Source organism: Sphingobium sp. KKT206 (assembly GCF_055640555.1).
The window spans coordinates 563846-587414 of record NZ_CM145765.1; the positions used below are offsets into that span (position 1 = coordinate 563846).

The 23569-nt window shown below is 59.0% G+C and carries 24 protein-coding genes and 5 pseudogenes; 16 read left to right on the forward strand and 13 right to left on the reverse strand.

The features are described 5' to 3' along the window. Nucleotides 1-2: 2 nt before the first annotated feature. On the reverse strand, nt 3-911 hold the full coding sequence (locus tag ACZ2HM_RS20595; protein WP_119749386.1) for a hydrogen peroxide-inducible genes activator: 909 nt from the start codon (nt 909-911) through the stop codon (nt 3-5). A gap of 283 nt (nt 912-1194) precedes the next feature. Between ACZ2HM_RS20595 and ACZ2HM_RS20600 the strand changes: the two genes are divergently transcribed. The 7 genes from ACZ2HM_RS20600 (at nt 1195) to ACZ2HM_RS20630 (ending at nt 5790) form a co-directional block, all read left to right on the forward strand. Beyond that, nucleotides 1195-1542: a hypothetical protein gene (locus ACZ2HM_RS20600; RefSeq protein ID WP_119749384.1), complete on the forward strand. Its 348-nt coding sequence runs from the start codon at nt 1195-1197 to the stop codon at nt 1540-1542. 32 nt (nt 1543-1574) lie between these two features. Continuing rightward, on the forward strand, nt 1575-2015 hold the full coding sequence (locus ACZ2HM_RS20605; protein ID WP_206378009.1) for an acyl-CoA thioesterase: 441 nt from the start codon (nt 1575-1577) through the stop codon (nt 2013-2015). Then, complete coding sequence (gene bioD, locus ACZ2HM_RS20610; RefSeq protein WP_328804712.1) at nt 1975-2697, forward strand: dethiobiotin synthase; 723 nt, start codon at nt 1975-1977, stop codon at nt 2695-2697. The genes ACZ2HM_RS20605 and bioD overlap by 41 nt, the downstream gene beginning before the upstream one ends. Before the next feature lie 408 nt (nt 2698-3105). Further along, a complete protein-coding gene (tnpA, locus tag ACZ2HM_RS20615) occupies nt 3106-3453 on the forward strand; it encodes an IS66-like element accessory protein TnpA (protein ID WP_043151652.1) in 348 nt (115 codons plus the stop codon). A 74-nt stretch (nt 3454-3527) separates the two neighbouring features. Continuing rightward, nucleotides 3528-3791: an IS66 family insertion sequence element accessory protein TnpB gene (gene tnpB, locus ACZ2HM_RS20620; RefSeq protein WP_229710709.1), complete on the forward strand. Its 264-nt coding sequence runs from the start codon at nt 3528-3530 to the stop codon at nt 3789-3791. Between the two features lie 71 nt (nt 3792-3862). Continuing rightward, nucleotides 3863-5527: an IS66 family transposase gene (tnpC, locus tag ACZ2HM_RS20625; protein WP_470425131.1), complete on the forward strand. Its 1665-nt coding sequence runs from the start codon at nt 3863-3865 to the stop codon at nt 5525-5527. 17 nt (nt 5528-5544) lie between these two features. Then, entirely contained in the window at nt 5545-5790 is a 246-nt protein-coding gene (locus tag ACZ2HM_RS20630) for a hypothetical protein (RefSeq protein WP_470425130.1), read from the forward strand. Nucleotides 5791-5922: 132 nt separating this feature from the next. On the opposite strand, the pseudogene ACZ2HM_RS20635 reads toward ACZ2HM_RS20630, so the two are convergent. The 3 genes and pseudogenes from ACZ2HM_RS20635 to ACZ2HM_RS20645 form a co-directional block, all read right to left on the reverse strand. Further along, nucleotides 5923-6174, reverse strand: a pseudogene (locus tag ACZ2HM_RS20635) (tyrosine-type recombinase/integrase); the annotation flags it as partial. A gap of 93 nt (nt 6175-6267) precedes the next feature. Then, nucleotides 6268-6963: a DUF2490 domain-containing protein gene (locus tag ACZ2HM_RS20640; protein ID WP_119749382.1), complete on the reverse strand. Its 696-nt coding sequence runs from the start codon at nt 6961-6963 to the stop codon at nt 6268-6270. Further along, nucleotides 6960-7706, reverse strand: a complete 747-nt coding sequence (locus tag ACZ2HM_RS20645) for a carbonic anhydrase (RefSeq protein WP_119749380.1) — start codon at nt 7704-7706, stop codon at nt 6960-6962. The genes ACZ2HM_RS20640 and ACZ2HM_RS20645 overlap by 4 nt, the downstream gene beginning before the upstream one ends. Nucleotides 7707-8238: 532 nt before the next feature. Between ACZ2HM_RS20645 and ACZ2HM_RS20650 the strand changes: the two are divergent. Then, nucleotides 8239-8804: pseudogene (locus tag ACZ2HM_RS20650) on the forward strand (Tn3 family transposase); the annotation flags it as partial. 172 nt (nt 8805-8976) lie between these two features. Here the strand turns inward: ACZ2HM_RS20650 and istB are convergent. The 3 genes and pseudogenes from istB to ACZ2HM_RS20665 all read right to left on the reverse strand — a co-directional run. Further along, nucleotides 8977-9540 (reverse strand): annotated as a pseudogene (istB, locus tag ACZ2HM_RS20655) (IS21-like element helper ATPase IstB); the annotation flags it as partial. 316 nt (nt 9541-9856) lie between these two features. Continuing rightward, nucleotides 9857-10492 (reverse strand): HPP family protein, encoded by a 636-nt coding sequence (locus tag ACZ2HM_RS20660; RefSeq protein ID WP_262504176.1) that lies wholly within the window; start codon nt 10490-10492, stop codon nt 9857-9859. Between the two features lie 52 nt (nt 10493-10544). Then, complete coding sequence (locus tag ACZ2HM_RS20665) at nt 10545-11006, reverse strand: RrF2 family transcriptional regulator (protein WP_037479447.1); 462 nt, start codon at nt 11004-11006, stop codon at nt 10545-10547. Between the two features lie 93 nt (nt 11007-11099). On the opposite strand from ACZ2HM_RS20665, the gene ACZ2HM_RS20670 reads away from it, so the two are divergent. Both ACZ2HM_RS20670 and ACZ2HM_RS20675 read left to right on the forward strand, forming a co-directional pair. Continuing rightward, on the forward strand, nt 11100-11543 hold the full coding sequence (locus tag ACZ2HM_RS20670) for a globin domain-containing protein (RefSeq protein WP_037479448.1): 444 nt from the start codon (nt 11100-11102) through the stop codon (nt 11541-11543). Nucleotides 11544-11554: 11 nt separating this feature from the next. After that, nucleotides 11555-11779: pseudogene (locus ACZ2HM_RS20675) on the forward strand (TehB-like domain-containing protein); the annotation flags it as partial. A gap of 10 nt (nt 11780-11789) precedes the next feature. Here ACZ2HM_RS20675 and ACZ2HM_RS20680 read toward each other — a convergent pair. The 3 genes from ACZ2HM_RS20680 to rnk form a co-directional block, all read right to left on the reverse strand. After that, nucleotides 11790-12176, reverse strand: coding sequence for a hypothetical protein (locus tag ACZ2HM_RS20680; RefSeq protein WP_338054922.1), 387 nt, complete (start codon nt 12174-12176; stop codon nt 11790-11792). Nucleotides 12177-12754: 578 nt separating this feature from the next. Next, nucleotides 12755-13051 carry a hypothetical protein gene (locus ACZ2HM_RS20685; protein WP_096063962.1) on the reverse strand — a complete coding sequence of 99 codons (297 nt, stop codon included), beginning with the start codon at nt 13049-13051 and terminating at the stop codon, nt 12755-12757. Nucleotides 13052-13055: 4 nt separating this feature from the next. Beyond that, nucleotides 13056-13472, reverse strand: coding sequence for a nucleoside diphosphate kinase regulator (gene rnk, locus ACZ2HM_RS20690; RefSeq protein WP_119749368.1), 417 nt, complete (start codon nt 13470-13472; stop codon nt 13056-13058). A gap of 526 nt (nt 13473-13998) precedes the next feature. Between rnk and ACZ2HM_RS20695 the strand changes: the two are divergent. From ACZ2HM_RS20695 to ACZ2HM_RS20710, 4 genes and pseudogenes are all read left to right on the forward strand, one after another. After that, nucleotides 13999-14409, forward strand: a pseudogene (locus ACZ2HM_RS20695) (bifunctional ornithine acetyltransferase/N-acetylglutamate synthase); the annotation flags it as partial. Nucleotides 14410-15096: 687 nt separating this feature from the next. Next, on the forward strand, nt 15097-15270 hold the full coding sequence (locus ACZ2HM_RS20700) for a DUF465 domain-containing protein (protein ID WP_119749366.1): 174 nt from the start codon (nt 15097-15099) through the stop codon (nt 15268-15270). A gap of 92 nt (nt 15271-15362) precedes the next feature. Beyond that, on the forward strand, nt 15363-15812 hold the full coding sequence (locus tag ACZ2HM_RS20705) for a hypothetical protein (protein WP_119749364.1): 450 nt from the start codon (nt 15363-15365) through the stop codon (nt 15810-15812). Continuing rightward, the gene (locus ACZ2HM_RS20710; RefSeq protein ID WP_119749362.1) at nt 15809-16552 is read left to right on the forward strand and encodes a TorF family putative porin; all 744 of its coding nucleotides are present in this window, start codon (nt 15809-15811) and stop codon (nt 16550-16552) included. The genes ACZ2HM_RS20705 and ACZ2HM_RS20710 overlap by 4 nt, the downstream gene beginning before the upstream one ends. 428 nt (nt 16553-16980) lie before the next feature. On the opposite strand, the gene ACZ2HM_RS20715 is transcribed toward ACZ2HM_RS20710, so the two are convergent. After that, the gene (locus ACZ2HM_RS20715) at nt 16981-19938 is read right to left on the reverse strand and encodes a Tn3 family transposase (RefSeq protein WP_470426905.1); all 2958 of its coding nucleotides are present in this window, start codon (nt 19936-19938) and stop codon (nt 16981-16983) included. A gap of 139 nt (nt 19939-20077) precedes the next feature. On the opposite strand from ACZ2HM_RS20715, the gene ACZ2HM_RS20720 reads away from it, so the two are divergent. Continuing rightward, nucleotides 20078-20629: a recombinase family protein gene (locus tag ACZ2HM_RS20720; protein ID WP_041386225.1), complete on the forward strand. Its 552-nt coding sequence runs from the start codon at nt 20078-20080 to the stop codon at nt 20627-20629. Continuing rightward, the gene (locus ACZ2HM_RS20725; protein ID WP_013039098.1) at nt 20626-21414 is read left to right on the forward strand and encodes an SDR family NAD(P)-dependent oxidoreductase; all 789 of its coding nucleotides are present in this window, start codon (nt 20626-20628) and stop codon (nt 21412-21414) included. Before ACZ2HM_RS20720 ends, ACZ2HM_RS20725 begins: the two co-directional genes overlap by 4 nt. A gap of 143 nt (nt 21415-21557) precedes the next feature. On the opposite strand, the gene ACZ2HM_RS20730 is transcribed toward ACZ2HM_RS20725, so the two are convergent. Together ACZ2HM_RS20730 and ACZ2HM_RS20735 are read right to left on the reverse strand one after the other, a co-directional pair. Continuing rightward, nucleotides 21558-22034 (reverse strand): DsbA family protein, encoded by a 477-nt coding sequence (locus ACZ2HM_RS20730; protein ID WP_182914081.1) that lies wholly within the window; start codon nt 22032-22034, stop codon nt 21558-21560. Nucleotides 22035-22245: 211 nt separating this feature from the next. After that, complete coding sequence (locus tag ACZ2HM_RS20735) at nt 22246-23538, reverse strand: ATP-binding protein (RefSeq protein ID WP_470426906.1); 1293 nt, start codon at nt 23536-23538, stop codon at nt 22246-22248. Nucleotides 23539-23569 lie beyond the last annotated feature (31 nt).

The following is a 23569-nucleotide window of genomic DNA, read 5'->3' on the forward strand; positions in this document are numbered from 1 at the left end:
TGTCAATGGTCGCTTAGAATGCGTTTTGCTTCCGCTTGAACGCGCGCCGCGATCAAGCGGAAATCGGCGCTATTTGCTGCATTTTGGCGCCATGCAGCCGCGATGGAGCGGGTCACCTGCCAATCGACGGGCGTGACACGACGTATCAACGCCTCGCCCCCGACATCGGACCGCAGATAGAGTTCAGGCAGGACTGCTATGCCAATCCCGGAACCTACCATTTGTTGAATGCTGTCTAGGCTTGTGCCTTCGTAATCTCGTAAAATGACCGCACGAAGGTCGTCACAAATCCCTTCCACCATCCGGTGATAATGGTGCCGAGGATCGAGCGACAGAAATGCTTCACCAGCCAGGTCATGGCGCGTCACGTTCGATTTTTCGGCAAGTGGATGATGGGGTGGGACGACGATATGCATCGGCTCGCGAAACAACGGTTCGATTTCCAGCCCTTCGCCGATCAGAGGCAATGGCCCGATCATCATATCGAGGTTACCCCTCGCTAGCTCCAGGGCTTGCTCCGTCGGAAGCCCTTCACGAATATAGAGTTTGATGTCGGGCTGTTCGGCATGGAGTGAAGCGATCAGCGACGGCATCAGGTAGGGGCCAAGGGTAGGTGTAACTCCGAATCGAATGACGCCGACCATCTTCTCGCGGGATCTTCGAGCAACTGACCGAATTTCCTGAATTTCCACAAGAACCCGTCGCGCCCGTTCCACCACCAATCGACCTAGCGGTGTCATTTGCACCGCCCAGCCTTTTCGTTCGATCAGCGCGGCACCAAGCCGCTTTTCCAGCGCCGAGATCTGTTGGCTCAGCGTCGGTTGAGATACGCCACATTCATCTGCCGCCTTACCAAAGTGCAGCAGGTCGGCGACCGCGACGAGATATTCCAGTTGGCGAACGGATGGCATAGGCAAACGATAGATAACTTCTATCGTTTAATCTATAAAATTTCGATTGGCTCGAAAACTTATGATGAGCCATAAGGGCGTCAACAGCCCAAAGGGCAAGCAAACTGTAGAGACATCGGCAAGATCGTTTCTTCCTCCTCTACAGGTTGCCAACCCCAGCCAGCTACCGCCGCCGCGGCTCCCAACCGGCCTTTATCGCTGGCGGCGGACACTGGCGACGCACGTCGATACCCCCCTCTTCGTGCGTCGCCAGACTATTTCCTCTCCCTGAAAGGGTTACACCATGTCCCTGACTGCTATGTTGTCGGCATTCCTGGTAATCTCGGCGATAACGCCGCAGCAGGCAGATACGGCTTTCGCCGCTTCAAATTTTCATATGTTCGACCTGAAGCATCTCGAAGGTTCGCAAACCGCCCCTTCAACACCGCAAACCGCTGAGATCATAGTGGAGAGCCGGGCGTCCTATAAGCCTGTCCCCTTAGCTACCAGAGACCATGAAACCCTGGCCTATATCGCCCGAGGATCGGCGTCGTCCTGCACCGTGCTCCTCAATATCGCATCCCGCTGCGTTCGCCCCACCCAACTCGTCAGCATCACGGCAGTTGACGGAATTTCTTGGGACGTTCCATGAGCAAGCCGATAGTCACCCGGCGGACCCTGTCCATGTCAACGCGCAATGGCGGCGCGAACGAGGATGCTCCAAATCCGGTATCGGTCAATCCGCCTCCGATGAAGGAACCGGCAATCCGCACTCGCGCGATGCCCAAAGATACCAACTCGGCAGGCGACATTTGGGGCGGATGGCTGCTGGCCCAAATGGACCTGGCGGGCGAGGCGGCCGCCAGAGAAAGGACTAGATGCCGCGTAGTCACCGTCGCCGTCGACGCGATGGAGTTTCTGCGTCCGGTCAAGGTCGGCGACGTCGTGAGCTTCTACGCCGATGTTGTCGAAGAGGGGCGGACCTCCCTGATCGTTGAGGTCCGCGCCATCGCCAACAGCGAGGACAGCGGGATCAAGCATCGGGTAACCGAGGGCCGCTTCACATTTGTGGCTATCGGGCCGGATGGAAGCCCTCAAAAAGTCGATCCGGGCCAACGAAGGTGATGGACGAAAATCACACCGATATTCATCCAATCCAGAAAGCAATATCATGTCGTTCATCGTAACCGGGACCGACACCGACGTCGGCAAAACCGTGGTCGCCGCCGGTTTGGTAGCATCGCTCAGAATGCGATACTGGAAACCTGTACAGTCCGGTCTCGATCCCGATGGCGATGCCGAACGCGTGATGGAATTGGCTGGGATCGACCGATCAAGAATAGTCCCGGAAGTCTATAAATTTCCAGTCCCGGCGTCACCGCATCTGTCAGCCCGTCTTGCGGGTGAAATGATCGATCCAAGCCGCCTCTGCCTCACCCCTGACAAAGCAAAGGGAGTGGTAATCGAAGGGGCGGGCGGGGTCATGGTGCCTCTAAATGAACAGCTTCTATTCATCGACATATTCAAAGACTGGAAATTGCCAGCAATTCTGTGTGCGAGAAATTCCGTAGGAACAATCAACCATACATTGCTGACAATTGATAAGTTGAAGCGATATAATATACCACTGATTGGTGTAATTTATTCAGGATCGCCAGAACATACAGAAAATCAGAGGATAATAGGGCATTATTCCGGAATACCAAATCTAGGAATTTTGCCAATATTAAGTACACTTAATACTGAAAGCCTAATTCAGGCTATGAATGATTATATTGATATTTCACTTATAAATTGTAAAAACTAATAAACATAGATGATATTGTTCGAAAAATTGAAATCGTATTCTATTACGAAAAAATATGATAATTACGATGATAAATACGAGGCAAAAATGTGCCGATATTTAATAAGATTAACAGTTAGAAAGTTATACATAAATATATTTCAATTCAAGATTTATGTGGAACGATTTACGGACTCTAATTTACTAATATCAATCGTTTTTATAGGGATTCCATTCCTTATATACTGCATCGTTACATCATAACAGGCAGCTTATCGATCGAAAGTCTCCTTGCCGGAAAACACATGGATCGTCCCGCCCGATCACGACTTTGCGCTCCCGATCGTATCCATCCGGCGGCGCCCGCCTTGTCGTGAGGTAGTGGACTGCTCTTAAGCATGCTCTCGAGAGTAGGCTTAGGAGCGGTTCATGGGGCACATAACGGTAATGACCGGGCCGGAACGGCGGCGGCGTTGGAGCGACGAGGAACGGCTGCAGATTTTGGCGGAAGCCTTTGCGCCGGGATCCAGCGTTTCGGCCGTGGCGCGACGGCACGACATTTCCACGGCGCGGATCTACACATGGCGCAGCAAGCTGCGACAACCGCCCGCCCTGACCGAGTTCGCCGAGGCGGTGGTAGACGATGGCACCCAGCAAGGCGGGCAACAGGCCGGGATGCCGGTGATCATCATCGATCTCGGCGCCAAGGGACGCGTGAACGTATCAGCTGCGGCATCACCTGCATTGGTGTCGGCGGCGCTGAAGGCCTTGCGATGATCCCAGCAGGCGCACGGGTGTGGATCGCAATGGGCCATACCGATATGCGTCGCGGCATGCAGAGCCTCGCGGCGATGGTACAGCAGAGTTTTTCGCGAGACCCATTTGCCGGCGATCTTTGGGTCTTTCGCGGGCGTAACGGGTCGCTGGTGAAGATAATCTGGCACGACGGTCTCGGGATGTCGCTTTATTCGAAGCGGTTGGAACGAGGGAAGTTTATTTGGCCCTCCGCGAAGGACGGCGTAGTGTCGCTGACGAGCTCACAGCTGGCCTGTTTGCTCGACGGCGTGGACTGGCGGAACCCGCAATATAGCTGGCGCCCGCAGAGCGCGGGATAGGCGCAGACTTTCTTCGTCGAGGCCGCATTTTCCGCTTTAACCGGGCGGTTTTCTATGATTCCATCCTGGTTGTGGACGCCGCCGTTTCGCCCCTGCCTGACGACATTGAAGTGCTCAAGGCGCTGGTCCGGCTCAGCACGCAACGCGCCGATGCGGCCGAACAGCGCGCCACCAGCGCCGAGGCCGAACTGGCCAATGCCCGTGCCCGGGAGAGCGCCACCGAGGCATTGATCTCGCACTACAAGTTGCAGATCGCCAAGCTCAGGCGCGAGCAATACGGCCCCAGCGCCGAACGCACCCGCCGGCTTCTTGCGCAGATGGAGTTTGAGCTCGAAGATTTGGAGGCCGACGCCGCCGAAGACGATCTGGCCGCCGAGACCGCCGCGACAAAGGCGACGAACGTCACCGCCTTCGAGCGCAAGAGGCCGGTCAGAAAGCCGTTCCCCGACCATTTGCCCCGCGACCGCGTCGTCGTTCCGGCGCCCTGTTCCTGTCCGGCCTGTGGCGGCATGCGCCTGTCGAAGCTGGGCGAGGATGTAACCGAGACGCTGGAGGTGATCCCGCGTACCTGGAAGGTCATCCAGACCGTACGCGAGAAGTTCTCCTGCCGTGACTGCGAGAAGATCACGCAGCCGCCCGCGCCATTCCATGTCGTGCCGCGTGGCTGGGCAGGCCCAAGCTTCCTCGCCATGCTGCTGTTCGAGAAGTATGGCCAGCACCAGCCTCTCAACCGCCAGGCGGAGCGGTTCACCCGCGAAGGCGTGCCGCTGAGCGTCTCCACGCTTGCCGATCAGGTCGGTGCAGCTTCCTTCGCCCTGATGCCCATCTTCCGATTGATCGAGGCCTATGTCTTTGCCGCCGAACGTGTGCATGGCGACGACACCACCGTGCCAGTCATGGCCAAGGGCAAGACCGATACCGGTCGATTATGGGATTATGTCCGGGATGACCGCCCATTCGGCGGCGCCGATCCGCCGGCGGTCGTTTTCTATTATTCGCGCGACCGGCGCGGCGAACATCCCCAGGCGCATCTCGCGTCCTGGTCCGGGATTCTGCAGGCAGATGCCTATGCGGGCTATTTCGAGCTGTACGCTCCCGACCGCCAGCCTGGTCTCATCCTGGAGGCAGGATGCTTTGCTCACGCGCGCAGGAAGTTCTTCGAACTTGCTGACGTCGAGGGCGCTGCGCGCAAGAAGAGCCGCGGCGAGCGGACTGGCCCCATCTATCCGATTGCGCTGGAGGCGGTGCAGAAGCTGGACGCCCTGTTCGACGTTGAGCGCGGTGTCAACGGCAAGACACCAGCGGAGCGGCTTGCCGCACGTCAGGAGTTGAGCGCGCCGCTGATCGCCGAACTGCACGACTGGTTGAACGCCCAACTCGCCAAGCTGTCGCGTAACCATGATCTCGCCAAGGCCATCAACTATATGCTCCGGCGCTGGGACGCCTTCACCCGCTTCCTCATCGATGGCAGGGTATGCCTCACGAACAACGCAGCGGAACGGGCGCTGCGCTGTGTGCCACTCGGGCGGAAAGCATGGCTATTTTGCGGCTCCGATCGCGGCGGTCAGCGCGCCGCCATCATGTTTTCACTCATTCAGAGCTGTCGCCTCAACGACGTCGATCCCCAGGCTTGGCTCGCTGACGTCCTCGCCCGCATCGCCGGTCATCCGGCTAATCGGCTTGGCGATCTACTCCCATGGAATTGGAAACCAACAGCGTTGAAGCTGGAGCCGTGATCTCATAGCATCACGGCATGGAATTTGGCCCGCAACCCGAACTGATTGAATCCTCTCTCTGCCGGTCCATCGAACAGGCGGGCATACGGCTGACCATCAACATCGTGCGGCTCGCCACCGAGCGCGGTTGGTCCCTCGAGGTCGTCAACGAGCACGGCACCTCGACGGTCTGGGACAATCTATTCCCCACCGACCGCGATGCCGATGCTGCATTCCGCGATGTGCTCGCTCAAGAAGGCGTCGAGGCCTTCCTCGGCAAGTAAGATGCCAAATCCTGCAGCGAACCGTCAGTAGCTGCGGTCCTCACCGGATGCATACTCCCGATCTGGCTGCACGAAAAACCCTGTCGGAATGGTGAGCTACAGACAACCGGCCTAGTGGGGTTTTCCGCTACCCTAAATTAACACCCGCTCCACCTCGTCCAGCGTCACATCATCGTCATCATCGGGCCGCCGATCGTAGAGCTGGGTGGTGCGGATCGAACTGTGGTTCGCCATCGTCGCGGCCGTTTCCAACGTGCCGCCATTTTTCATATAGGCGGTGATCCCGGTCGCGCGGAAACTGTGGTTGCTAATCGCCGTCCCGATCTCGGCGGCCGCCGCGCGCCGGCGCACCATCGCGAAGGCATTGGCCTGGGGCAGGGGGGTGCCGCGCCTTGCTCGTCATAGCTCCACCTTCTCAGGAGTTGGAGCCTCAGACAAACCCGGCGCGGTTCAGGTGGGACACGATCGCGAGCTCAGTTAAAACCTAATGAATACGTTGGTTGCTAAAATGTGATTCACCCGGTCCGGGCCAATCCGAAACACCGTCTGGTTGAGGTAGCCTGGTTCGATCGTGATTCCCTCCGCTACTGGCAAGCTCGCACCTATAAAGGTTCGGACCTGATCGATGCCCTTGTGCCGGTCCCATCGGGTTGTGTTCAAACCAACGAACGTTTCGTTCCACACGACTACACGTAAGGGCCCCCGCGGTAACGGCAACTGTGCCCGAAGCTGTTGACGAAGGCGCCAACCAACTCCCTCCGAATCCGACCGAAAACGCTGTTCGACCCGCGTACGGCCGCTGATCGACAACCCAGTCGCCCTGTCTTGTTTGAAGATGTAGGCGACCTGCTCCCATGCCCGATGCTCCTCATTGGCGACGGTGCGAGCGAACCGGGTGTGGACGTAAACATAGCCCGCCGTCGCGGACCACCCGCGCGGCAGCCTTAAGGTCAGGCTCGGTCGGATCAGTACCTGGCCTAGTCTAGATACTTCGTCCGTATAGCGACCGTGGAGTTCGAGCGTTGCATCCACGTTGTCGAACAGGGTGGTCGTTCCAGTCATCGAAGTCCAGATTTGCTCGTCATGTTCGGATGCGTGGGCAGGAATCGTGCCCACGACAATGGCGAGCGGTGCGGCGATGTATCGGAAAAGGGGCATGGGGTGCGTGCTCATGAGCGATCGAAGAAATCAACGCGGCCAGTGCCGAGCTCGTAGTAAGCCCCGACAATCATGAGCTTGCCCTCTACAAGTGGCTTCATCAATAGTGGATCGCTAGCTTCGCGCAGGTTACGCACCGTGCGTCGGACGTTCTGGCGTATCGCGGCCTCGGTGGCGTCGCCAGCAATGCCCCGCGCTTCAAGCACGGCGGGGATTATCGGCTCGACCATGGTGCCGATCGCACCAGGGAAACGCGCGTTCTTACTGACCACGTCCATCGCGGCCTTGACCGCACCACACGCTTCGTGCCCCATGACCACGATCAAGGGCACACCTAGAACTGCTACCGCGAACTCAATCGAACCCTTGGCGACTGTGTCGACGGTATTGCCAGCGTTGCGGACGATGAACAGTTCGCCCAAGCCGCGTCCAAACAACAACTCCGGCGGCACTCGGCTGTCCGAGCAGGAAACATAGGCAACGAACGGCGCCTGATAACGAGCGAGTTCCAGGCGGCGCTGCGGCGAGATGTCGGGATTGAGGATTTCACTGCGCAGAAACGCGGCGTTGCCGTCCTCGAGGAGCCGCAGCGCCCCATCAGGGTCGAGTGTTGTCTTGCCGTCCTTGGTCGGTGCGGGTGGGACAACGCGCGACTGGTGTCTCGATGCGACTTGCGCGCTCGCAGGTGCGACGGCGATCGTCGCTGTGGTCATCGCGCCGGTCACAAGAGTGCGGCGCGACAAATTAATGTCGAACATGGGTATCCTCTCCTTCTATTTAAAAGATTGCAGGTGAAATGGGATATTTAACCATTCAACAGAAGACCAAGACAGCCGCAATATCAAGTTATATCCTCTTCTTTAAAGCCACAGCCGGGCGCGGTCATCGGAAGCGGCGGCCAAATCGGCGGCAGCCAGTGCTGCGCACGCTTGAGCGTCCAGCAACCGCACGCGGGCGTCAGTCGCCGCTTCTTCATCTGAAGAACTTGGGTAACAAGACGCAACGTCAGATGTATACCGCCTATATTGCCGGCTTGATTGGCTCTAGCGATCACAAGAGCATTTAGCGCATGGCGGCCCGCACAGACGCGCATAGAGGCTGCGTCAGAACGCTGGCGTAACGGTGCACGATCGAAGTCCGATATGATCCCGAGGGATTGCGAGACCAACCTTGGAAGCCATCATGTGGAACCCGACCGCCCGCGCGCATCATATACGATCCGACAACGTCCTGGATGGGGAAGCAATGGCGAGATCTTCTACAGCCTGACCGAGGCGAAAGTGTTGATCGAAACGTGGCGGCGACATCAACGCCCGCTACGGCGTTGACCATGTATTCAGATTCTACACCCATAATTCCGATCAGCGCGCACCCTACCATGTCAATGTGATCTCGGCCGCGACACATGAGGCATCTTATATGCTTGATGGCCTGACCAGACATGGCACCGATCTCGTGATCTCCGAGCATTATACCGACACCGGCGGAACGACCGATCATGTCTTCGCTCTGTGCGCCATGCTGGGATTTCGTTTCTGCCCGCGTCTGAGGGGGTTCCCCGACAGACACCTCGCGCCGATTGCCCTGGCCACAGCCTATCCACTCCTTGGCCCGCTGTTGGGCAAACGCATCCGGACCGATATTATCCGTGAGCAATGGGGGGACGTGCTGCGGCTTGTCGGTTCGGTCAAGACCGGCCATGTCGCGCCTTCGGTCATGTTGCGAAAGCTCGCCGCCTATGAGCGGCAGAACCAACTCGAAGTGGCGCTACAAGAAATCGGCAAGATTGAGCGGCCCCTGTTCTTGCTGGACTGGCTTGAAATCCCGACCTGCGCCGGCGGTGCCACGCCGGTCTTGTAAATCGGCGAGCACGAGTTGCCGACACCCGCTTGAACCTATTATCGTTCTCCAAACGAGTTTGCTTCAGATGGCCGAAAATCAGGCTGTAGATTTCCGCTGAGAAGTGACCCGGTATTTCCATCGAGAATTGACCCGGGTGATGGTATGTCCCGCAGAGCGGGTTTTGGGTCAAGCTGGTGATTTTTCCTTTCGTGGTTTTGGTGATGCAGAGCTTGCCCTGAACCGGAAGCTGTCATTGCCAGTTTCGATGATGTGGCAATGATGGGTTAGTCGATCCAGCAGGGCGGTGGTCATTTTGGCATCGCTGAATACCTCGGCCCATTCGCTGAAGCTGAGGTTGGTGGTGATCACGACGCTGGTGCGTTCGTACAATTTGCTGAGCAGGTGGAACAGCAAAGCTCCGCCTGATGGGCTGAACGGCAGATAGCCCAATTCGTCGAGAATGATGAGATCGAGTTTGAGCAGACGTTCGGCAATCTGCCCCGCCTTGTTGGCTGCTTTTTCCTGTTCGAGCGCGTTGACCAGATCGACCGTGGCAAAGAAGCGCACTTTTCTGCGGTGATGCTCGACGGCTTGAACTCCCAGCGCAGTGGCGATGTGCGATTTGCCGGTGCCGGGCCCGCCAATCAGTACTACGTTGTCAGCGCCGTCGATGAACTCGCCGCCATGGAGTTGCCGAACCAAGGCCTCGTTGGCCTCGCTGGATGCGAAGTCGAACCCGGCTAGGTCCTTTGTAAGCTGGGGTCAGTACATAGAACGGACCCAGATATACGCTAAGCGCCGACAGCCCCGCTCAGGTGTCGGAAAACACCTGTTTGTCGCACATTGATGCGGAAGATGGCCGTTTTTGTGCTTGCGGGAGTCGAAGGCCGGTGTTCCGATCGCAACCCCATTAGCGGACGCTCGAGTTACAAATGGGGGATCCAAAAACGGTCTTTCGTTCAGGTCGATCTTTGCCATCCCGGTCGCTTTTGATGCAAAAATCAAAACTTTTGCATCAACGAAATGGGCAACCACAATGCCATAAATTATCGAGAAGTTGACGGATTTACCGACGCTGGGATTTCATTAGAGCATGTCGTTCGACATGTGCCAGCAGCACTTCGATATCTTCACGACTGATATCGAAGCTTTCATGCATATCTTCCAGTGCCGCATCGATATCGGATGAATGAAAAGCTCGTGGAACGCGAGGCTCCGGCGTGAGGGCTGGTACGTGCGGATAGCTATGTGTGGTCATACGATGAAAGAACATAGCTATCGACACAAGTGCTATGGAATTGATCGCTACCGGCGCGAAAGCGAAGCTATACCCTGCTGCGTGAATGCCTTGGCTGCCAATTACTGCAGTAAGCGCAGCCGCGCCTCCCGGAGGATGTAGGCAGCGTAGTAGCGACATCACCAGAATCGCGCCGCCCACCGCGACGCCAGCGGCAAGTGTGATGTCTGGAAACAGATTGAACGCCCATACGCCAATCAAGGTTGAAATGGTGTTGCCGCCGACCACGGCCCAAGGCTGGGCTAGAGGGCTGGAAGGCACGGCAAATACCAGTACCGCTGAAGCACCAAGGGGTGCGACAATGATCGGCAAATCCATAGCAGAAAGAGGAAGGCCAGCACAAACTACGATGGTAAGAGCGATGGCAATCGCAGCACCCAAACTTGCGATCAATCGATCTGGCAAGGTCGCGCCTGCAAGGATTGGCTTGAATATGTTTAGCACGATATCTGGGAAATTAGTTGTAGACTAAAGTGGTGCTGGCGCGGGGTACGTTCGAGAGCTGGATCGCTGCAGGGAGCCGTGAGCCAGCGGCAGCCTGCGCAAGAGTTTGTTGGTCCAACTCAGCGAGAAATACGCCCATAGCTTTGTTAAGCATACCTCTTAGACCACAGCTGCCGCGCAGGATGCAGTTTTCGCAATCGGCAAGATTCAGACATGGCTCGGTAAGTCTCACCACTTCACCAAGCGTGATAGTTTCGGCTGAACGCCCGAGACGAAATCCTCCGCTGCGCCCGCGCACGGTCTGGAGTAGACCAGCGTTGGAAAGCACATTTACTACCTTCATCGCATTATTGCGTGAAATAGCATGGTCGGCAGCCACTTGCGCGACCCCCAACAGCCCGTCTCCATCCCGAGCAGCTAGTGCTGCATGGAGCAAAATGCGTAGCGCGTAGTCGGTATGCGCGGTCAGGCGCATCTCAAATCTTGACCTTAAACATGCAGGTGCATTGCATCTTTTTAGAGCAGGAGTATAGATGCATTCCATCAGCATGTTTATATGGAATTGCCCATGACCACGCCGCTTTCTGAACAGACTATCGCCATCGTCAAATCCACTGCGCCGATCCTGCAGGTTCATGGCGTGGAAATCACGACGCGCATGTACGAACGGCTGTTTGTCGATCCTGAAATCAAAGCCCTATTCGATATGGCGGCTCAAGAATCTGGCGAGCAGCCTAAGCGGCTTGCGGCTGCCATCCTTGCCTTCGCACAGAACGCCGACAAGCTTGAGGCGTTGAAACCCGCGATCGAACGCATCGCTGCGCGCCACGTCGCGACGCACATTAAGCCAGAGCATTACCCTGCCGTTGCGAACGCCTTGCTCCCGGCGATCAAGGACGTTCTTGGGGATGCGGTTGATGATACCGTGCTGAATGCATGGGGCGAGGCGTATTGGTTCCTTGCTGACGTTCTGAAGGCACGTGAAACCATGCTCTACACTGAGGCGGCGTGACATCGGAAATCATGCCATCAGAGGCCGCTGCCGAACTTCCCGAAGGCTTGGAGCCATATCGTCAGACTGACGTGTTTACAGAGGTTTCGATTCCAGCGGGCCTTCGTAAGGATCATTGTACGAAGCCAGGGGTATGGGGGCTGATACAGGTGGCGGAAGGCCGATTGCGCTATTGCGTAACCGATCCACGCCGAGTGGGTGCCGAACTTATACTGACGCCTGAGAGCAGACCAGGTTTGGTGGAGCCTACGATCCTCCATCATGTTGTGCCGCTTGGACCCGTCCGGTTTCATGTTCAATTCTACCGTCAGCTTTCCGAGGCTGTGCCGCTGTGTCGGTTTGAAGAACTGGCAACACGGGAAAACCGACTGCGCAGCGGAGCCACTGCGGCAGAGCCGCAAGATTAGTTTGCCCAACGGTGGCTTCGCCCACTATTATGGGCACTATCTGTGCATCAGATTTTTGCATCAGGGAGAGGCGCAGATTTCCGCCATTCTCGATCTGATGCACAAATTGTGATTTATGCATCAGATCGGAAACAGGCTTCGGGAAAGCCAATGTCAAAATTCGACGCACCGTCCATGACCGGTGATACCAACGGTCATGGACGATGATGCCGATCTGGCCTATCAAAGCGACGAGCTAATCACGCAATAAACAAGTATTGGAACGCCAACGACCAGAATTAGGAAAGCAAGGTTTAGGTCAATAAATCTACCCAGACGACTGAGCCTGCTGTTGGAATCGGTTTCATAATGTGTGGTCGCTTCGTCTTCTATTTCCAGAGAGAAATTGTTAGAAAAGAAGTGCTTGGGTCTTGAGCGTAACCGCTGGCGATTCTCTACGATGCGAATCCCATCGATATGGTGCGATAGGCGATGGTGCGGCTTTTCAGTAAATTCTGACATGTGCGATTCCCGCTTATTCGAGATCGCGGACGCGCTTCGCGCATCCGCGGGATCAAAATCGAATAGAGCCCGAACTCAAGCGGCAAATGTCCGCGAGCTCGGGCTAGCGGCGTGCGGCGAGTTGGCCGGCGTGATCAATGAACCGCTTATATGTCTCAAGCAGAGGCATCCAGCGAACATCGCGGTACACCTCCTTAATGTCAAATCGACGCGGCAGCCGATCGATTATTTGTCCCAACGCGCGCAGTTCGCGCGCCGTGCGCAGGTTATCGGGGGCTGATCGGGTAATCCAGACGGACATGGCTATGTCTGCCCCGCCATATTTTCCTTGCTACCATCCCGTGTCGCGATCCTGACTGCGGGCGCACAGTCGCAACGCTGCGGATCGTGGGCAAGCAGCTCACCCGTCGCGATCACTTCAAAGGTCCGGTTGTCGATGTAGCGCACAGGCTCGCCGTTGAGCAGAGTTGTCCAGGCCGAGCCGCGATGTTGTCGCGCTCCTACTCCCCCTTGCGAAGTGAAGAGGTGGCGGTGCTCAACCACGAACAAAGGCGTGCCGTCATCCCCGGTGCAGCGGTGACGGGCCAGTTCCTCGATCATGGCCTCAACCCTCTCCGGGCGGCGTCACGCTCACGATGCGCAACAGCCGGTCATGGCCATCGCGATCCGGCCAGCGGATCGAAGACCCGGCTGTCATGCCGATCAGGCCGGCACCAATCGGAGTCAGTATCGAAACGCGTCCTGCAGCTATGTCCGCATCGCGCGGATAGACGAGTTGCACGGTGCGGCGCGCGCCAGTGCCTTCATAGATGAAGTCGATCCGCGAGTTCATCGCCACCGTTTGCTCCGGCAGTTCGCCCGGCTCGCACAACTCGGCGCGATAAAGCTCGGCCAGAAGCATCGCCGAGGAATGTGGGTCCCTGTGTTCGGCGCTAAGCGCCAGTTCCGAGAGCGCGTCGCATTCGCCAGCGGTAAGATGGATAGTCGGACGACTATTCGCCGGGAGAGTGTATTGTTCCATTGCAGCAGCTTTCCGCCATTCAAGACCGGCGCGCACGGCGCGACCATAAGGATCAGATCGAATAAGGCCCGAACTCAGGCGGCAACGCCGTTCAAAGCCCGGGCTACAGGCGCGCGGCGAGTTGCCCGGCGTGGTGGCGAAAGCGCCTGTATGTCGCGGGAGCGTACATCAATCGAAGATGATGCCTGCAACAGGTTACGTCAACCCTTGGCACTTCTATCGAGCGTACGGTGTCACAACCGGTCGGCTGTGAAGCTGCCGCAGGCCCCACACATTTTGCGAGGCAGGAAGTGTCAGAACCACGGTTCGAAACGTCCGCTTTCAAAAAGTGGCCGACTTTTCTCGTGAATTTGGGAGGAAGCGGCCCGGCAGCTTTTAAGAGCCGAACCCTGTCGGAAAACACAACCTTTCCGACAGTGCTACTGAGCAGCGGCAGGGACCTCGGGGTAAAGCAAGAACACCGGTGATCTGCAGGGTGTCGGAAAACGGTATGGCCCGAGCCTTCAGTGATACGAGTCAGACGTCTGCATTTCGCGCGGCGTTAGAGGACCTTTGCCACCAGCTCGCGATGCTCGTCGTCCGCGATGGCGAGGGCGCACAGAAGCTGATCGAGATTCAGGTCACTTGCGCGGAGAGCGACCGCAGCGCACACCGTATCGCGATGAGCATCGTCAACTCGCCGCTGGTGAAGACGCCCATTGCCGGCGAGGACGCCAACTGGGGCCGGGTCGTGATGGCGGTCGGCAAGGCCGGTGAACCCGCCGACCGCGATACGCTGTCGATCCGCTTTGGGAACACGCAGGTTGCCGAGGGTGGGCTTGCGCTGAGCGGGTATGACGAGGCGCCTGTGGCGGCATATCTGATGGGTCAGGAAATCAAGATCGGTTTTATCCGCACTCCCGGTTGCGGCGCAAAAGTGGGATCTTGTCCTGTCTAAAGTGCGGAGGATAAGACGCAATATACCAGCACCGGTACGCCAACCAGAACGATTAAAAGTAAAAGGTTAAGCTCCATAAGTCGGCTTAGCCAGTCTTTACCTTCATTTCGCCTATCCTCGGTATCTGCCTTAGAATAGTCTTCTACAATTTCCAGATCAAATTCGTTCGAGAAAAAGTTTTGTGGCCTCATCCGCAGGAAAGGCTGAGGTGCTGGATTGGCAACCTGATGCTGACGGTCATCTTGACACAAGTCATCGGATTTCGAGACTTGGTTTTCCACTACACGGTTTCCACTTATTCGAGATCATGGGCGCGCAGAACGCGTCCCAAAGGTCAGATCGAATAAAGCCCGAACTCGAACGGCAGTGGCCGCGAGCTCGGGCTAAGCGCGTGCGGCGAGTTGGCCGGCGTGGTCGCGGAAACGCTTATGTGTCGTAGGAGCGTACATGTCAGTAACATCGGGGACCCGTGTCCTAATGTCAACTCGTGCAAATCCATTCGCTCTCCTATTGACCTTGACCGGCGAAAACCCTAGCTCGAGGGAGCGGGCCGGGCCCCTCTGGCGATCGTCTCTGGACGAACGTGATGTCGGACCGCATCGGGTTATCTCGATGTCTAGGCCTGGCCTGTTTGCCTGCTTTCATCGCGGCTGATCCGATCGTTTAATCGTTGGTTGGAGAGCGGCTTTGCCTATATTTTCTCACAAGTTGACCCAGTTGCATGCGCGGCTGGATGAGCAGATCCGCGTCGAGATGAAGCGACGCATGCCCGATACCTTGCGGCTATTTCGTTTGAAGCGGTTGCGTCTCGGCGTAAAGGACCGCCTGCACGCACGCGCCTTGCGGCCGCAGTTCAGCTGAACCGACACGCTGAACCATCGTTGTAGAATCATCGTCCGTAAGGATTGGCTTCACCGATCAGAATGGATCGGGATGACAAAAGGAGAGCGAAAATGGCCTATTTTCTAACTGCCGGCTTGGTGCTTGCTGCTACCGGTGCGGCCCTCGGCATAACTGTCGATCATCAGAACCAGGTGGATCACCGCAGCGGTCCGGTCGCCGTCAAATATCGCGGCGACGTGGTCATCACCCATAAGCAGGTGGGCGCGGTTGCACCTGGCGGAAGACCGTCGTCGCTACGCTGCGACTGGGCGGCGAGCATGTCGGTGGCGCGACACGCGGTCGCGGCATCGGGTACCAGGCTGGTGCGCAGCATGAATAGCGAACCGGTGATTTCGGGCACCCGGCCCGGCTGGTGCGTTTCGAGCCATGGCGCGATCAGGAAGGAGGTCGCGACGAAGTCCGCGGACATGCAGCAGCATCTGGTAAAGCTGGCGCAGGAAGACGAGCAGATGCTGCGCGTCGAGCTCGACCAGATCCACAGTCCGCAGCGCGCTGGATGATCCGCCGCGTTCAATTGGCGGGAGTGCTCGGTGCCGCGAGCTGCGGCCTGATCACGCCCGCGTTTGCACAGGATGCCGGTTCGGTAACCTTGGAGGTAATGAGCGAGGAGGAACGCCGCGGGCTGAGTTGGAGTGAAGGACGTGCCGCGCTGGCAGGCGATATTCGCGTCTCGCGCGGCCGGCTTGATGCATCGGCGCGCGTGGTAACGCTTCGAAACAGCGTGCGACACGGTGGCGCCGATGCGGTCGTCGACCTTTCGGTGGGAACCGACTGGGATCTGGGTGCGGTGCGTATCCGTACCGACGCCACCGGCCACGCATTCGCGGGCGCGCGGGGCCGCATGGACTATGTCGAGGCCGGCGTGTCGGCAAGCTATGCCTATGGTCCGCTTTACGCCACGGTCGGCGTGATCGGCGCGCCGTCGCAGCGCGCGATCGGTGGCAGCAACGTGTATGCCTATGCGAACGCCAATGCCGGTATTCCTGGTACGCCGCTGACGATGCTGGCCGAGGTCGGCCACTCGTCCGGCAGCGTCCGCGACCCCAGTCGGGCGCAGCGTCTTCGTCCGGGCGGCAGTTACACCAACTGGCGGCTGGGTCTCGAGCATCGTCGTGACCGTCTGACGATCGGCGTCGATTATATTGGGACTGAAGTCTCCCGCACCGCCACTGCCAGCCGGTTTGCCGATCAACGCAACGCCGGAGACAGAATCGTAGGGCGCGTACAGGTTTCGTTCTGAGGATTACCAGATGCTCCATCATCCGATGATACCAACAGGTTGCGATCGGCGAGCAATCGACGCTTTGCCGTTAATTTAGTGGTTCCCACAATCGCTCGCGTTTTCTGAACGCGAGCGGCTTCCCAAAATCAGTCAAGAGCGTAGAAACGAGAAAATGTTGACGCCGATCACTAACAGGAATCCCACCAATGCTAGGATCACAGCCGTTCGGTTGTGATTCTGAATAGCGGATAGCTGGCTTTTAGAATCCGCACCTTGTTAACGCCGAAATGGTTATATCCTAAAGGTCTATCCGTGTGAGCCTCAACGCAGTTTTATAACATTTTTGTCTGCACGGCGTATGGCCGAATGCACTTTCACGCGTTCTAAAAGGGGTGACTACACGAAAGTGACGTATCTGCACGCTAAGGGCGAACGGATAGCGAACTTCACGCGGCGAGCAGGGAGCTGACGGCGCGCAGCGGCCGCAAGGCATCCGGATCGGGCCGATCTTCGACATTCCAGCTATAGTCCCCCGTCAGCGAGATATGCTCCCAGCCCAATGGCGCGACGTGGCGCGCGATCTCGTCGGGCGTGCCGATGTCAGCCAGCGCCATTTCGAGATAGCGAGTGTTCCACAGGATGATGGCGGCGACGAGCAGGTTGAGGCCGGAGGCGCGATAAGTCTGGTTTTCGAACCGCCGATCACGCAATTCGCCGAGCTGGTTAAAGAAGAGCGCGCGGGCGAGCGCGTTGCGGGCTTCGCCCTTGTTGAGGCCCGCCTGGGTGCGCCGGCGCAGGTCGATGTCGCGCAGCCAGTCGAGCATGTAGATCGAGCGTTCGAGGCGGCCAAGCTCGCGCAGCGCGAGGGCCAGTCCGTTCTGTCGCGGATAGCCGGATAGCCGGCGCAGCATCGCCGAAGCAGTGACGGTGCCGGTGCGGATCGACGTGGCGAACCGTAGCAGTTCGTCCCAATGCGCCGCGACATGGCCCAATGCGATCGGTTCGGTCGTCATGCCGGCGAGCAAGGGGCCGGATTCCTGGCCGGGAAGGAGGTGCAAACGACGCTCCTTAATGTCGCGCAAGCGCGGCGCGAAGCGGTAGCCGAAGAAGGGCATGAGACCGAACACATGGTCCGATGCTCCACCCGTATCGGTGTAGTGCTCCTCGATCGTCATGCCGGTCTGGTGATACAGCAAGCCATCCAGGACATAGGGCGCTTCGCCTGCGGTCGCCGCGATCACCCGGCTCGCAAAGGGATCATATCGATCCGAGACATGGGTGTAGAAGGCGACGCCCGGTTCGTTGCCGCTGCGCGCGTTGATGTCACCGATCGCGGCCCCACGACCGCCGGCATGAAACTGCTGTCCGTCGCTCGACGAGGTGGTGCCGTCTCCCCACAGCGCGGCGAGCGGCATGGTGCGATGGGCGTTGATCAGCCTTCCCAGCGCCTCGCCATAGGCGGCCTCGCTGATGTGCCAGTCATGCAAGTGAGCAAGCTGGCGCAGACTTGCGCCCCGGCAGGTTTCCGCCATGCGCGTGAGGCCGAGATTGATGCCATCGGCGAGGATGACGGTGAGAAGCGCATTGCGATCGTCGGCCTCCCGGCCCGAACGTCGGTGGATGAAGCATTCGCTGAACCCGGTCCAAGCATCGACCTCAAGCAGCAGGTCGGTGATCTTCACCCGTGGCAGGCGATCATAGGCTGCGCGACGGGCAATTTCGGTAGCGGGCGGCGTTGCCGCCTTCAGCGGCGAGATGATGAGGCCGTTTTCGTCAAGCCTGACCTGGGGCAGCTCGCCTTGTCGCGCGAGGACCGTTACCTGTTCGATGGCCGTGTCGAGCCTGGTGCGCCTTTCCTCAATATGGCGCTCGAAATCCGTTTCGATGGCGAGCGGCAGTGGTCCCTTCTCGCGAAGCGCCGCATAGGTGGCCGGTGGGATGAGGTAGCTGTCGAAATCGCGAAACTGGCGGCTGCCCGCGACCCATATGTCTCCCGCTCGCAGCCGCTCACGTAGCTGCGACAGAGCGCATAGTTCATAGGCGGCGCGGTCGACGATGCCATCGCGCAGGATGAACGGCCGCCATGCGGACGGCACAAAGCGCAGCGGCACGCGATCAGGCAAGCGCCGTTTGCCGGTCCGGTATAGCTCCGCGATAATGGCCAGCGCCGACAGAAGTCCCTGCACCGCACCGGCACCGCGAAATTCGAAGGTGTTGAGAAAGGCGCCGGCAAAGAGCTTTACCGTGCGATGCCGCTCAATCAATTCAGCGGTGCGATCGACGGTTTCCGGTCGGCTGAGCACTTCGGCTTGCTCGACCGACACGGCGAAGCGCTGCCAGTCCAGCGCCTCGATCTGCGCCAGCGAGTCCACGCCGTTGGTTCGCGCGTCGATGAGGATGCGGCAAGACCCTGTGAGCGTCCGGAGATGACCCTGCAGCTCGCGCACCGTCTTGAGGGCTTTGTCGCGGGTCCGGTTTTCGGCGCGGCGCACCATGCTGCCCAACAGCTTGTCGAACATCGTCAGGGTTGCGTCGGTCAGGTCTTCCTCAAGGCGGATGCCGGTTGCCGCCAGCGTCGCATGTCGGCGCAGGGCATTGAGTTCGCCAAGATGCTGGGGCGTGATGCGGCTGCCCTCGTCCGCGAGCCTGTCAAAAGTCGAAGCCGGAATCATGTCAGCCCGCCCGCGATCGAGGCCCAGTGCGCGGACATAGGCGAGCCGTTCGATCAGGCGCAGAATGTTGCGCGCTGCCGGCGATTGTGACGCATTGCGAAGCCAGGATAGCCATGTCGCGGCTTGCCCCGTTCGTCGGGCCAGCAAATCGTCCAGGTCCTGAAGGGTGTCGGGCCGCAGACCGTTTGTGAGCACTTCATAGGTAAGCTGTTCGGCTTGCTGGCGAGCCCGCCGCAGCACCGCTTCTAGAATCGAAGAAGAAGGTAGGAGGATCTGCCGACGCCGGAGTTCGTCGACGATGACGCCTGCCATCTGGCCGGGGTGGATGATGGTCTGTGCGATAGGGATCGAGAAGGCGACGACTTCGCGGAATGCGTCGCGATCGAAAATCCTGAACCCGTGCGATCGTCGGATTTCGACAAGATGCTCGCGGCGGGTCTGATCCCGACGAGCATAGTCCGCAAAGGCGTCGGGCGCGACGCCGAGTTGGCGGGCCACATAACCGAGCACAGGGGCGGGCGGGACTTCGCCCGCTTCCAGCGCACGGCCAGGCCATCTCATGGTGAGCAGGAGCATCGCGAAACCGAGCCGGGTGGCATCGCCGCGACGGCGACCGACAATTTCCAGGTCGTCACTGGTCAGCGTATAGTGACGTGCAATCTCGCGCTCATCGAGCGGCGCGTCATAATGCCCCGCCCAGATTTCCAGGCTCACCAGTCGCCGCCTCGCCAAGCATCATCTCCTTCGCTGTGCCTGTCCGTCAGACGGTCCTCTGGCGGCCAGGATGAATATGTCCGTCAACTCTGGACCTGTGATGGCGATTCGGACAAGATCGCAAAATGATGGGAAAACGGACACGATCGGGCAGCATGTGGCGCTGATCGGCTATGCGCGCGTCTCGACCGCAGACCAGAAGCTGGCGCTCCAGCTCGACGCGTTGAGCGCTGCCGGTTGCGATCGCATATTCGACGATTATGCATCTGGAGCAAAAGCCGATCGGCCCGGCCTGGCCGAGGCGCTCACCTATCTGCGTACCGGCGACACGCTGGTGGTCTGGAAACTCGATCGTCTTGGGCGTTCGATGAGCCACCTGATCGAGAAAGTCGGCGAGCTGGCGGCGCGCGGCGTGGGTTTCCGCTCGCTCACCGAGCAGATCGATACCACCACGTCAGGCGGGATGCTGGTATTCAACATCTTCGGCTCGCTTGCCCAATTCGAGCGCGATCTGATCCGGGAACGCACCCATGCTGGCCTGCGAGCCGCGCGCGAGCGCGGTAGTCAGGGCGGTCGCCGCCCTGTCGTCACTCCCGACAAGCTGCGCAAGGCGCGGGCGCACATCGCAGCGGGCCTAACTGTTCGTGAGGCGGCGGCTCGGCTCAAGATCGGGAAAACCGCCCTGTACAAGGCTCTGGAAAGCGCATGAAACCGCTGCCGATCCAGAACTCGTGGGTGCTGGTTACAGGGGCCTCAACCGGTTTGGGCAGGGCGTCAGCCCTCCGTTTGGCGGCATCGTACCAGGCCAAGCCCCTGATTGTTGGGCGAAGGCTCGACAACTTGCGGGAGCTACAATCCGAAATTGGCGAGCGGTTTAATGTCCCGTGCGAGATCATAGTGGCCGATCAACGTGAAATTGAGGGCAGGGAGAAGATTGCGGCCAAGGTTATAGAATTGAAAGTCAATGCGGCTTTCTTGGCTGCCGGGCTGACGAGCGCCGGTCCGTTTGATGCTAGCCGTGCCGACGCCTATGCCGAGGTGATTGGAACAAACGTAGCCGGCTTCACGGATTTGCTGGCCCGCCTGATTGCGATCTTCCGGCAGCAGCCGTTTGAATCCTCAATAATCGCAGTGTCGAGCCTGGCGGGCGAAACATCCGTACCCTTCCAAGCGGTCTACGGCGCGTCGAAGGCCTATGTGAGTACCCTCATGCGGGCACTTTCCATCGAGCTTGCCGGGACGGGTGTGAGCGTTGGGTCTTTTGCACCCGGTGGCATTGACACCGACATGGCTGCCCTCAGCGATTTGAAGTGGGGAAAGTTGGGCTTGATGAACGTTGATCGCTGCGCGACCCTTGCCGTCGACGCTCTGGTTCATCGGCGATCCTTCGCCATACCGGGGATGGGCAACCGACTCACATACTTGGCGAGCAGGGCTCTACCTCGATCGTTGGTGAGCCGGCTTGCGGCACTCCCATATCGGCGCCCGCAATGATCGACACATGCTCAAAGGATAGGTTGAACACGCCGTTGAGTACCTACAGGTAGCCTCTGCTGGCATTGTACCGGATTTGTTCGCTCTTAGCGTGCAGATACGTCACTTTCGTGTAGTCACCCCTACCGGGGTTAGCCGGTCAGTCATTCAGCGATGCGAGCCTTATCCCGAGCCTCGGCAAAGATCGCCAAAAATTCATCTTCAGTCTTACGGCCAATGGCGAGGAGGCTTTCGACGAGGAACGCAGGTGTGCCGCGGATACCGAGACCGAAAGCAAGATTGGCGTCCTGATGCAAACGGTTTAGAAATGCTTGGCGCTGGTCTTTCAGATCCTTCGTGGCCTGTTCCCAATCCGCGCCTATATCGTGTCCGATATCGCGCAGCACTGCATCGTTCAGCGGTATGTGCATTGCCATCGTACGGTCGTGATAGGCGGGATAAAGACTCTGTCGGTCCATCGCGAGGCCGACCAGGGCGGCACGCTCCGCCATTGGCCCGAAGAAAGCCAGATCGCGATACTCGATCCGCACGTCACCGTCATGCTTCACTGCGGCTGCAAGTATGTGCGCGGTCACCTTGCAGATCGGACAGAGAAAATCATTGAACGCAACCACGGTCACCGACCCATCCGGGTTCCCAGCCGACCGACTCGTCCGCTGGTCCGCGGCGGTTTGAGCTCTGCCATTTGAAGACATGTCCTGAGCCAAAGGCGCAGTTTCGCGAAGTATCCAGCTTCCGAGCCATCCCACTGCGGCAAATAGGCTCAGTGTAGCAAAGTCGCGGCGGCTGAATGCCTTTCGTGGAGATCCATCTCCTTGATCGGGGGGAACGTCAGCTGGCACCATCGCTCGATATCCTGACGCGATTTGATGGAAAGCGCAGCACGGCGGCAAAGCCGGCATTATCCGGACGAAATTCCAGAACGCCCTGCGCTGGAGCGATTGCGGCCTCGACGATCGACAAGCCCAGCCCGGTGCCGCCCGACATGGCGCGAGGGCCGCGTTCGAATCTGCGACGCACACGCTCAACCTCTTCCGCCGCGATGCCCGCGCCACCATCGATGACACGCAGTTCCAATCCATCGTTTGCGGCACACTCGATCCGGACTGGGCCTTTGCCTCCATGGTGCAGAGCGTTTTCCACCAGGTTGCCCAGCGCAAGGCGAAGGGCTTCGGCATCGATTGCCAGGTCGACATCGCGGAGTCCGCAGGCGGTGACGATCGACCGACTGCCCGTCGCGGCCAGATGTGCATAATCGCCGGCCACGCCGTTCACCACGTCACGCACGCGCGCGAAGCAGTCGGCCGGTTCGGCCTCTCGCCCTTCCTGCCGGGCCAGCTCCAGCAACTGGCGCACCAGCCGGCTGGTGCGATCCACCGCTATAGCGATGCGCTCCAGGGCATGATCGCGCATGGCCGGGTCCGTGGCGCGACGGGCCACTTCGGCCTGGGTTTTGAGTCCAGCCAGCGGCGTCTGGAGCTCGTGCGCGGCATTGGCCACAAAATCGCGCTCCGCACGTCTGGCCCCCTCAAGTCTGGCGAGCAGGTCGTCCATTGCCTGCACCAGCGGCCTCAGTTCTTCGGGCACGGGGTCGACGGCGAGTGGCTCAAGGGTCTGTGGCGAACGCAGCTCGATTGCGCGGGCAACACGACCGAGCGGTGCAAGGCCACTCCGGACACCAAACCAAAGCAACACAGCGAGCGCAACGAGCCCAGCCGCTGCGGGCAACAGCAAGCCCAGCATCAGATCGTTGACCAGATGCTGGCGGACCGCCAAGCTGTCGCCAACCATGACCCTGATGCCACGCGCCGCGTCAACATGTGTATAGACGCGCCACTGTTCATCTCCGATCCGGCGACTTGAAAAACCGGGCGCGCCCCCAGCCAACGGTGCATCGGGCGCTCCGGTTGACTGACCGATCAAAGCGCCGTTCAGAGACCAGATCTGGCACGACAACTGGCGGGAGTAAGGTGCCGGTGCCAGTCGCCGCACTGGTCCGCTGGCGGGAATATCGAGCGCAGCGACCATTCGTGCCGCCTCCACCAACCGCCCGTCGAGCACACGCTGCACTTCAGCCCTGGTTGAAAAACTCGTCCAGCCTGCTGCACCCGCCCAGACCAGCATGGTCACGCCAGCGACGAGAATGAACAGACGG

Coding starts and splice junctions, on each gene's coding strand:
- tnpB (WP_229710709.1), top strand. CDS start 3,528: ATGGTACAGCAGAGTTTTTCGCGAGACCCATTTGCCGGCGATCTTTGG.
- ACZ2HM_RS20710 (WP_119749362.1), top strand. CDS start 15,809: ATGATCCGCCGCGTTCAATTGGCGGGAGTGCTCGGTGCCGCGAGCTGC.
- ACZ2HM_RS20735 (WP_470426906.1), bottom strand. CDS start 23,538: ATGCTGGTCTGGGCGGGTGCAGCAGGCTGGACGAGTTTTTCAACCAGG.
- bioD (WP_328804712.1), top strand. CDS start 1,975: ATGGAAGCCCTCAAAAAGTCGATCCGGGCCAACGAAGGTGATGGACGA.
- ACZ2HM_RS20595 (WP_119749386.1), bottom strand. CDS start 911: ATGCCATCCGTTCGCCAACTGGAATATCTCGTCGCGGTCGCCGACCTG.
- ACZ2HM_RS20670 (WP_037479448.1), top strand. CDS start 11,100: ATGACCACGCCGCTTTCTGAACAGACTATCGCCATCGTCAAATCCACT.
- ACZ2HM_RS20685 (WP_096063962.1), bottom strand. CDS start 13,051: ATGATCGAGGAACTGGCCCGTCACCGCTGCACCGGGGATGACGGCACG.
- ACZ2HM_RS20605 (WP_206378009.1), top strand. CDS start 1,575: ATGTCAACGCGCAATGGCGGCGCGAACGAGGATGCTCCAAATCCGGTA.
- tnpA (WP_043151652.1), top strand. CDS start 3,106: ATGGGGCACATAACGGTAATGACCGGGCCGGAACGGCGGCGGCGTTGG.
- ACZ2HM_RS20630 (WP_470425130.1), top strand. CDS start 5,545: ATGGAATTTGGCCCGCAACCCGAACTGATTGAATCCTCTCTCTGCCGG.
- rnk (WP_119749368.1), bottom strand. CDS start 13,472: ATGGAACAATACACTCTCCCGGCGAATAGTCGTCCGACTATCCATCTT.
- ACZ2HM_RS20705 (WP_119749364.1), top strand. CDS start 15,363: ATGGCCTATTTTCTAACTGCCGGCTTGGTGCTTGCTGCTACCGGTGCG.
- ACZ2HM_RS20640 (WP_119749382.1), bottom strand. CDS start 6,963: ATGAGCACGCACCCCATGCCCCTTTTCCGATACATCGCCGCACCGCTC.
- ACZ2HM_RS20725 (WP_013039098.1), top strand. CDS start 20,626: ATGAAACCGCTGCCGATCCAGAACTCGTGGGTGCTGGTTACAGGGGCC.
- ACZ2HM_RS20645 (WP_119749380.1), bottom strand. CDS start 7,706: ATGTTCGACATTAATTTGTCGCGCCGCACTCTTGTGACCGGCGCGATG.
- ACZ2HM_RS20665 (WP_037479447.1), bottom strand. CDS start 11,006: ATGCGCCTGACCGCGCATACCGACTACGCGCTACGCATTTTGCTCCAT.
- ACZ2HM_RS20600 (WP_119749384.1), top strand. CDS start 1,195: ATGTCCCTGACTGCTATGTTGTCGGCATTCCTGGTAATCTCGGCGATA.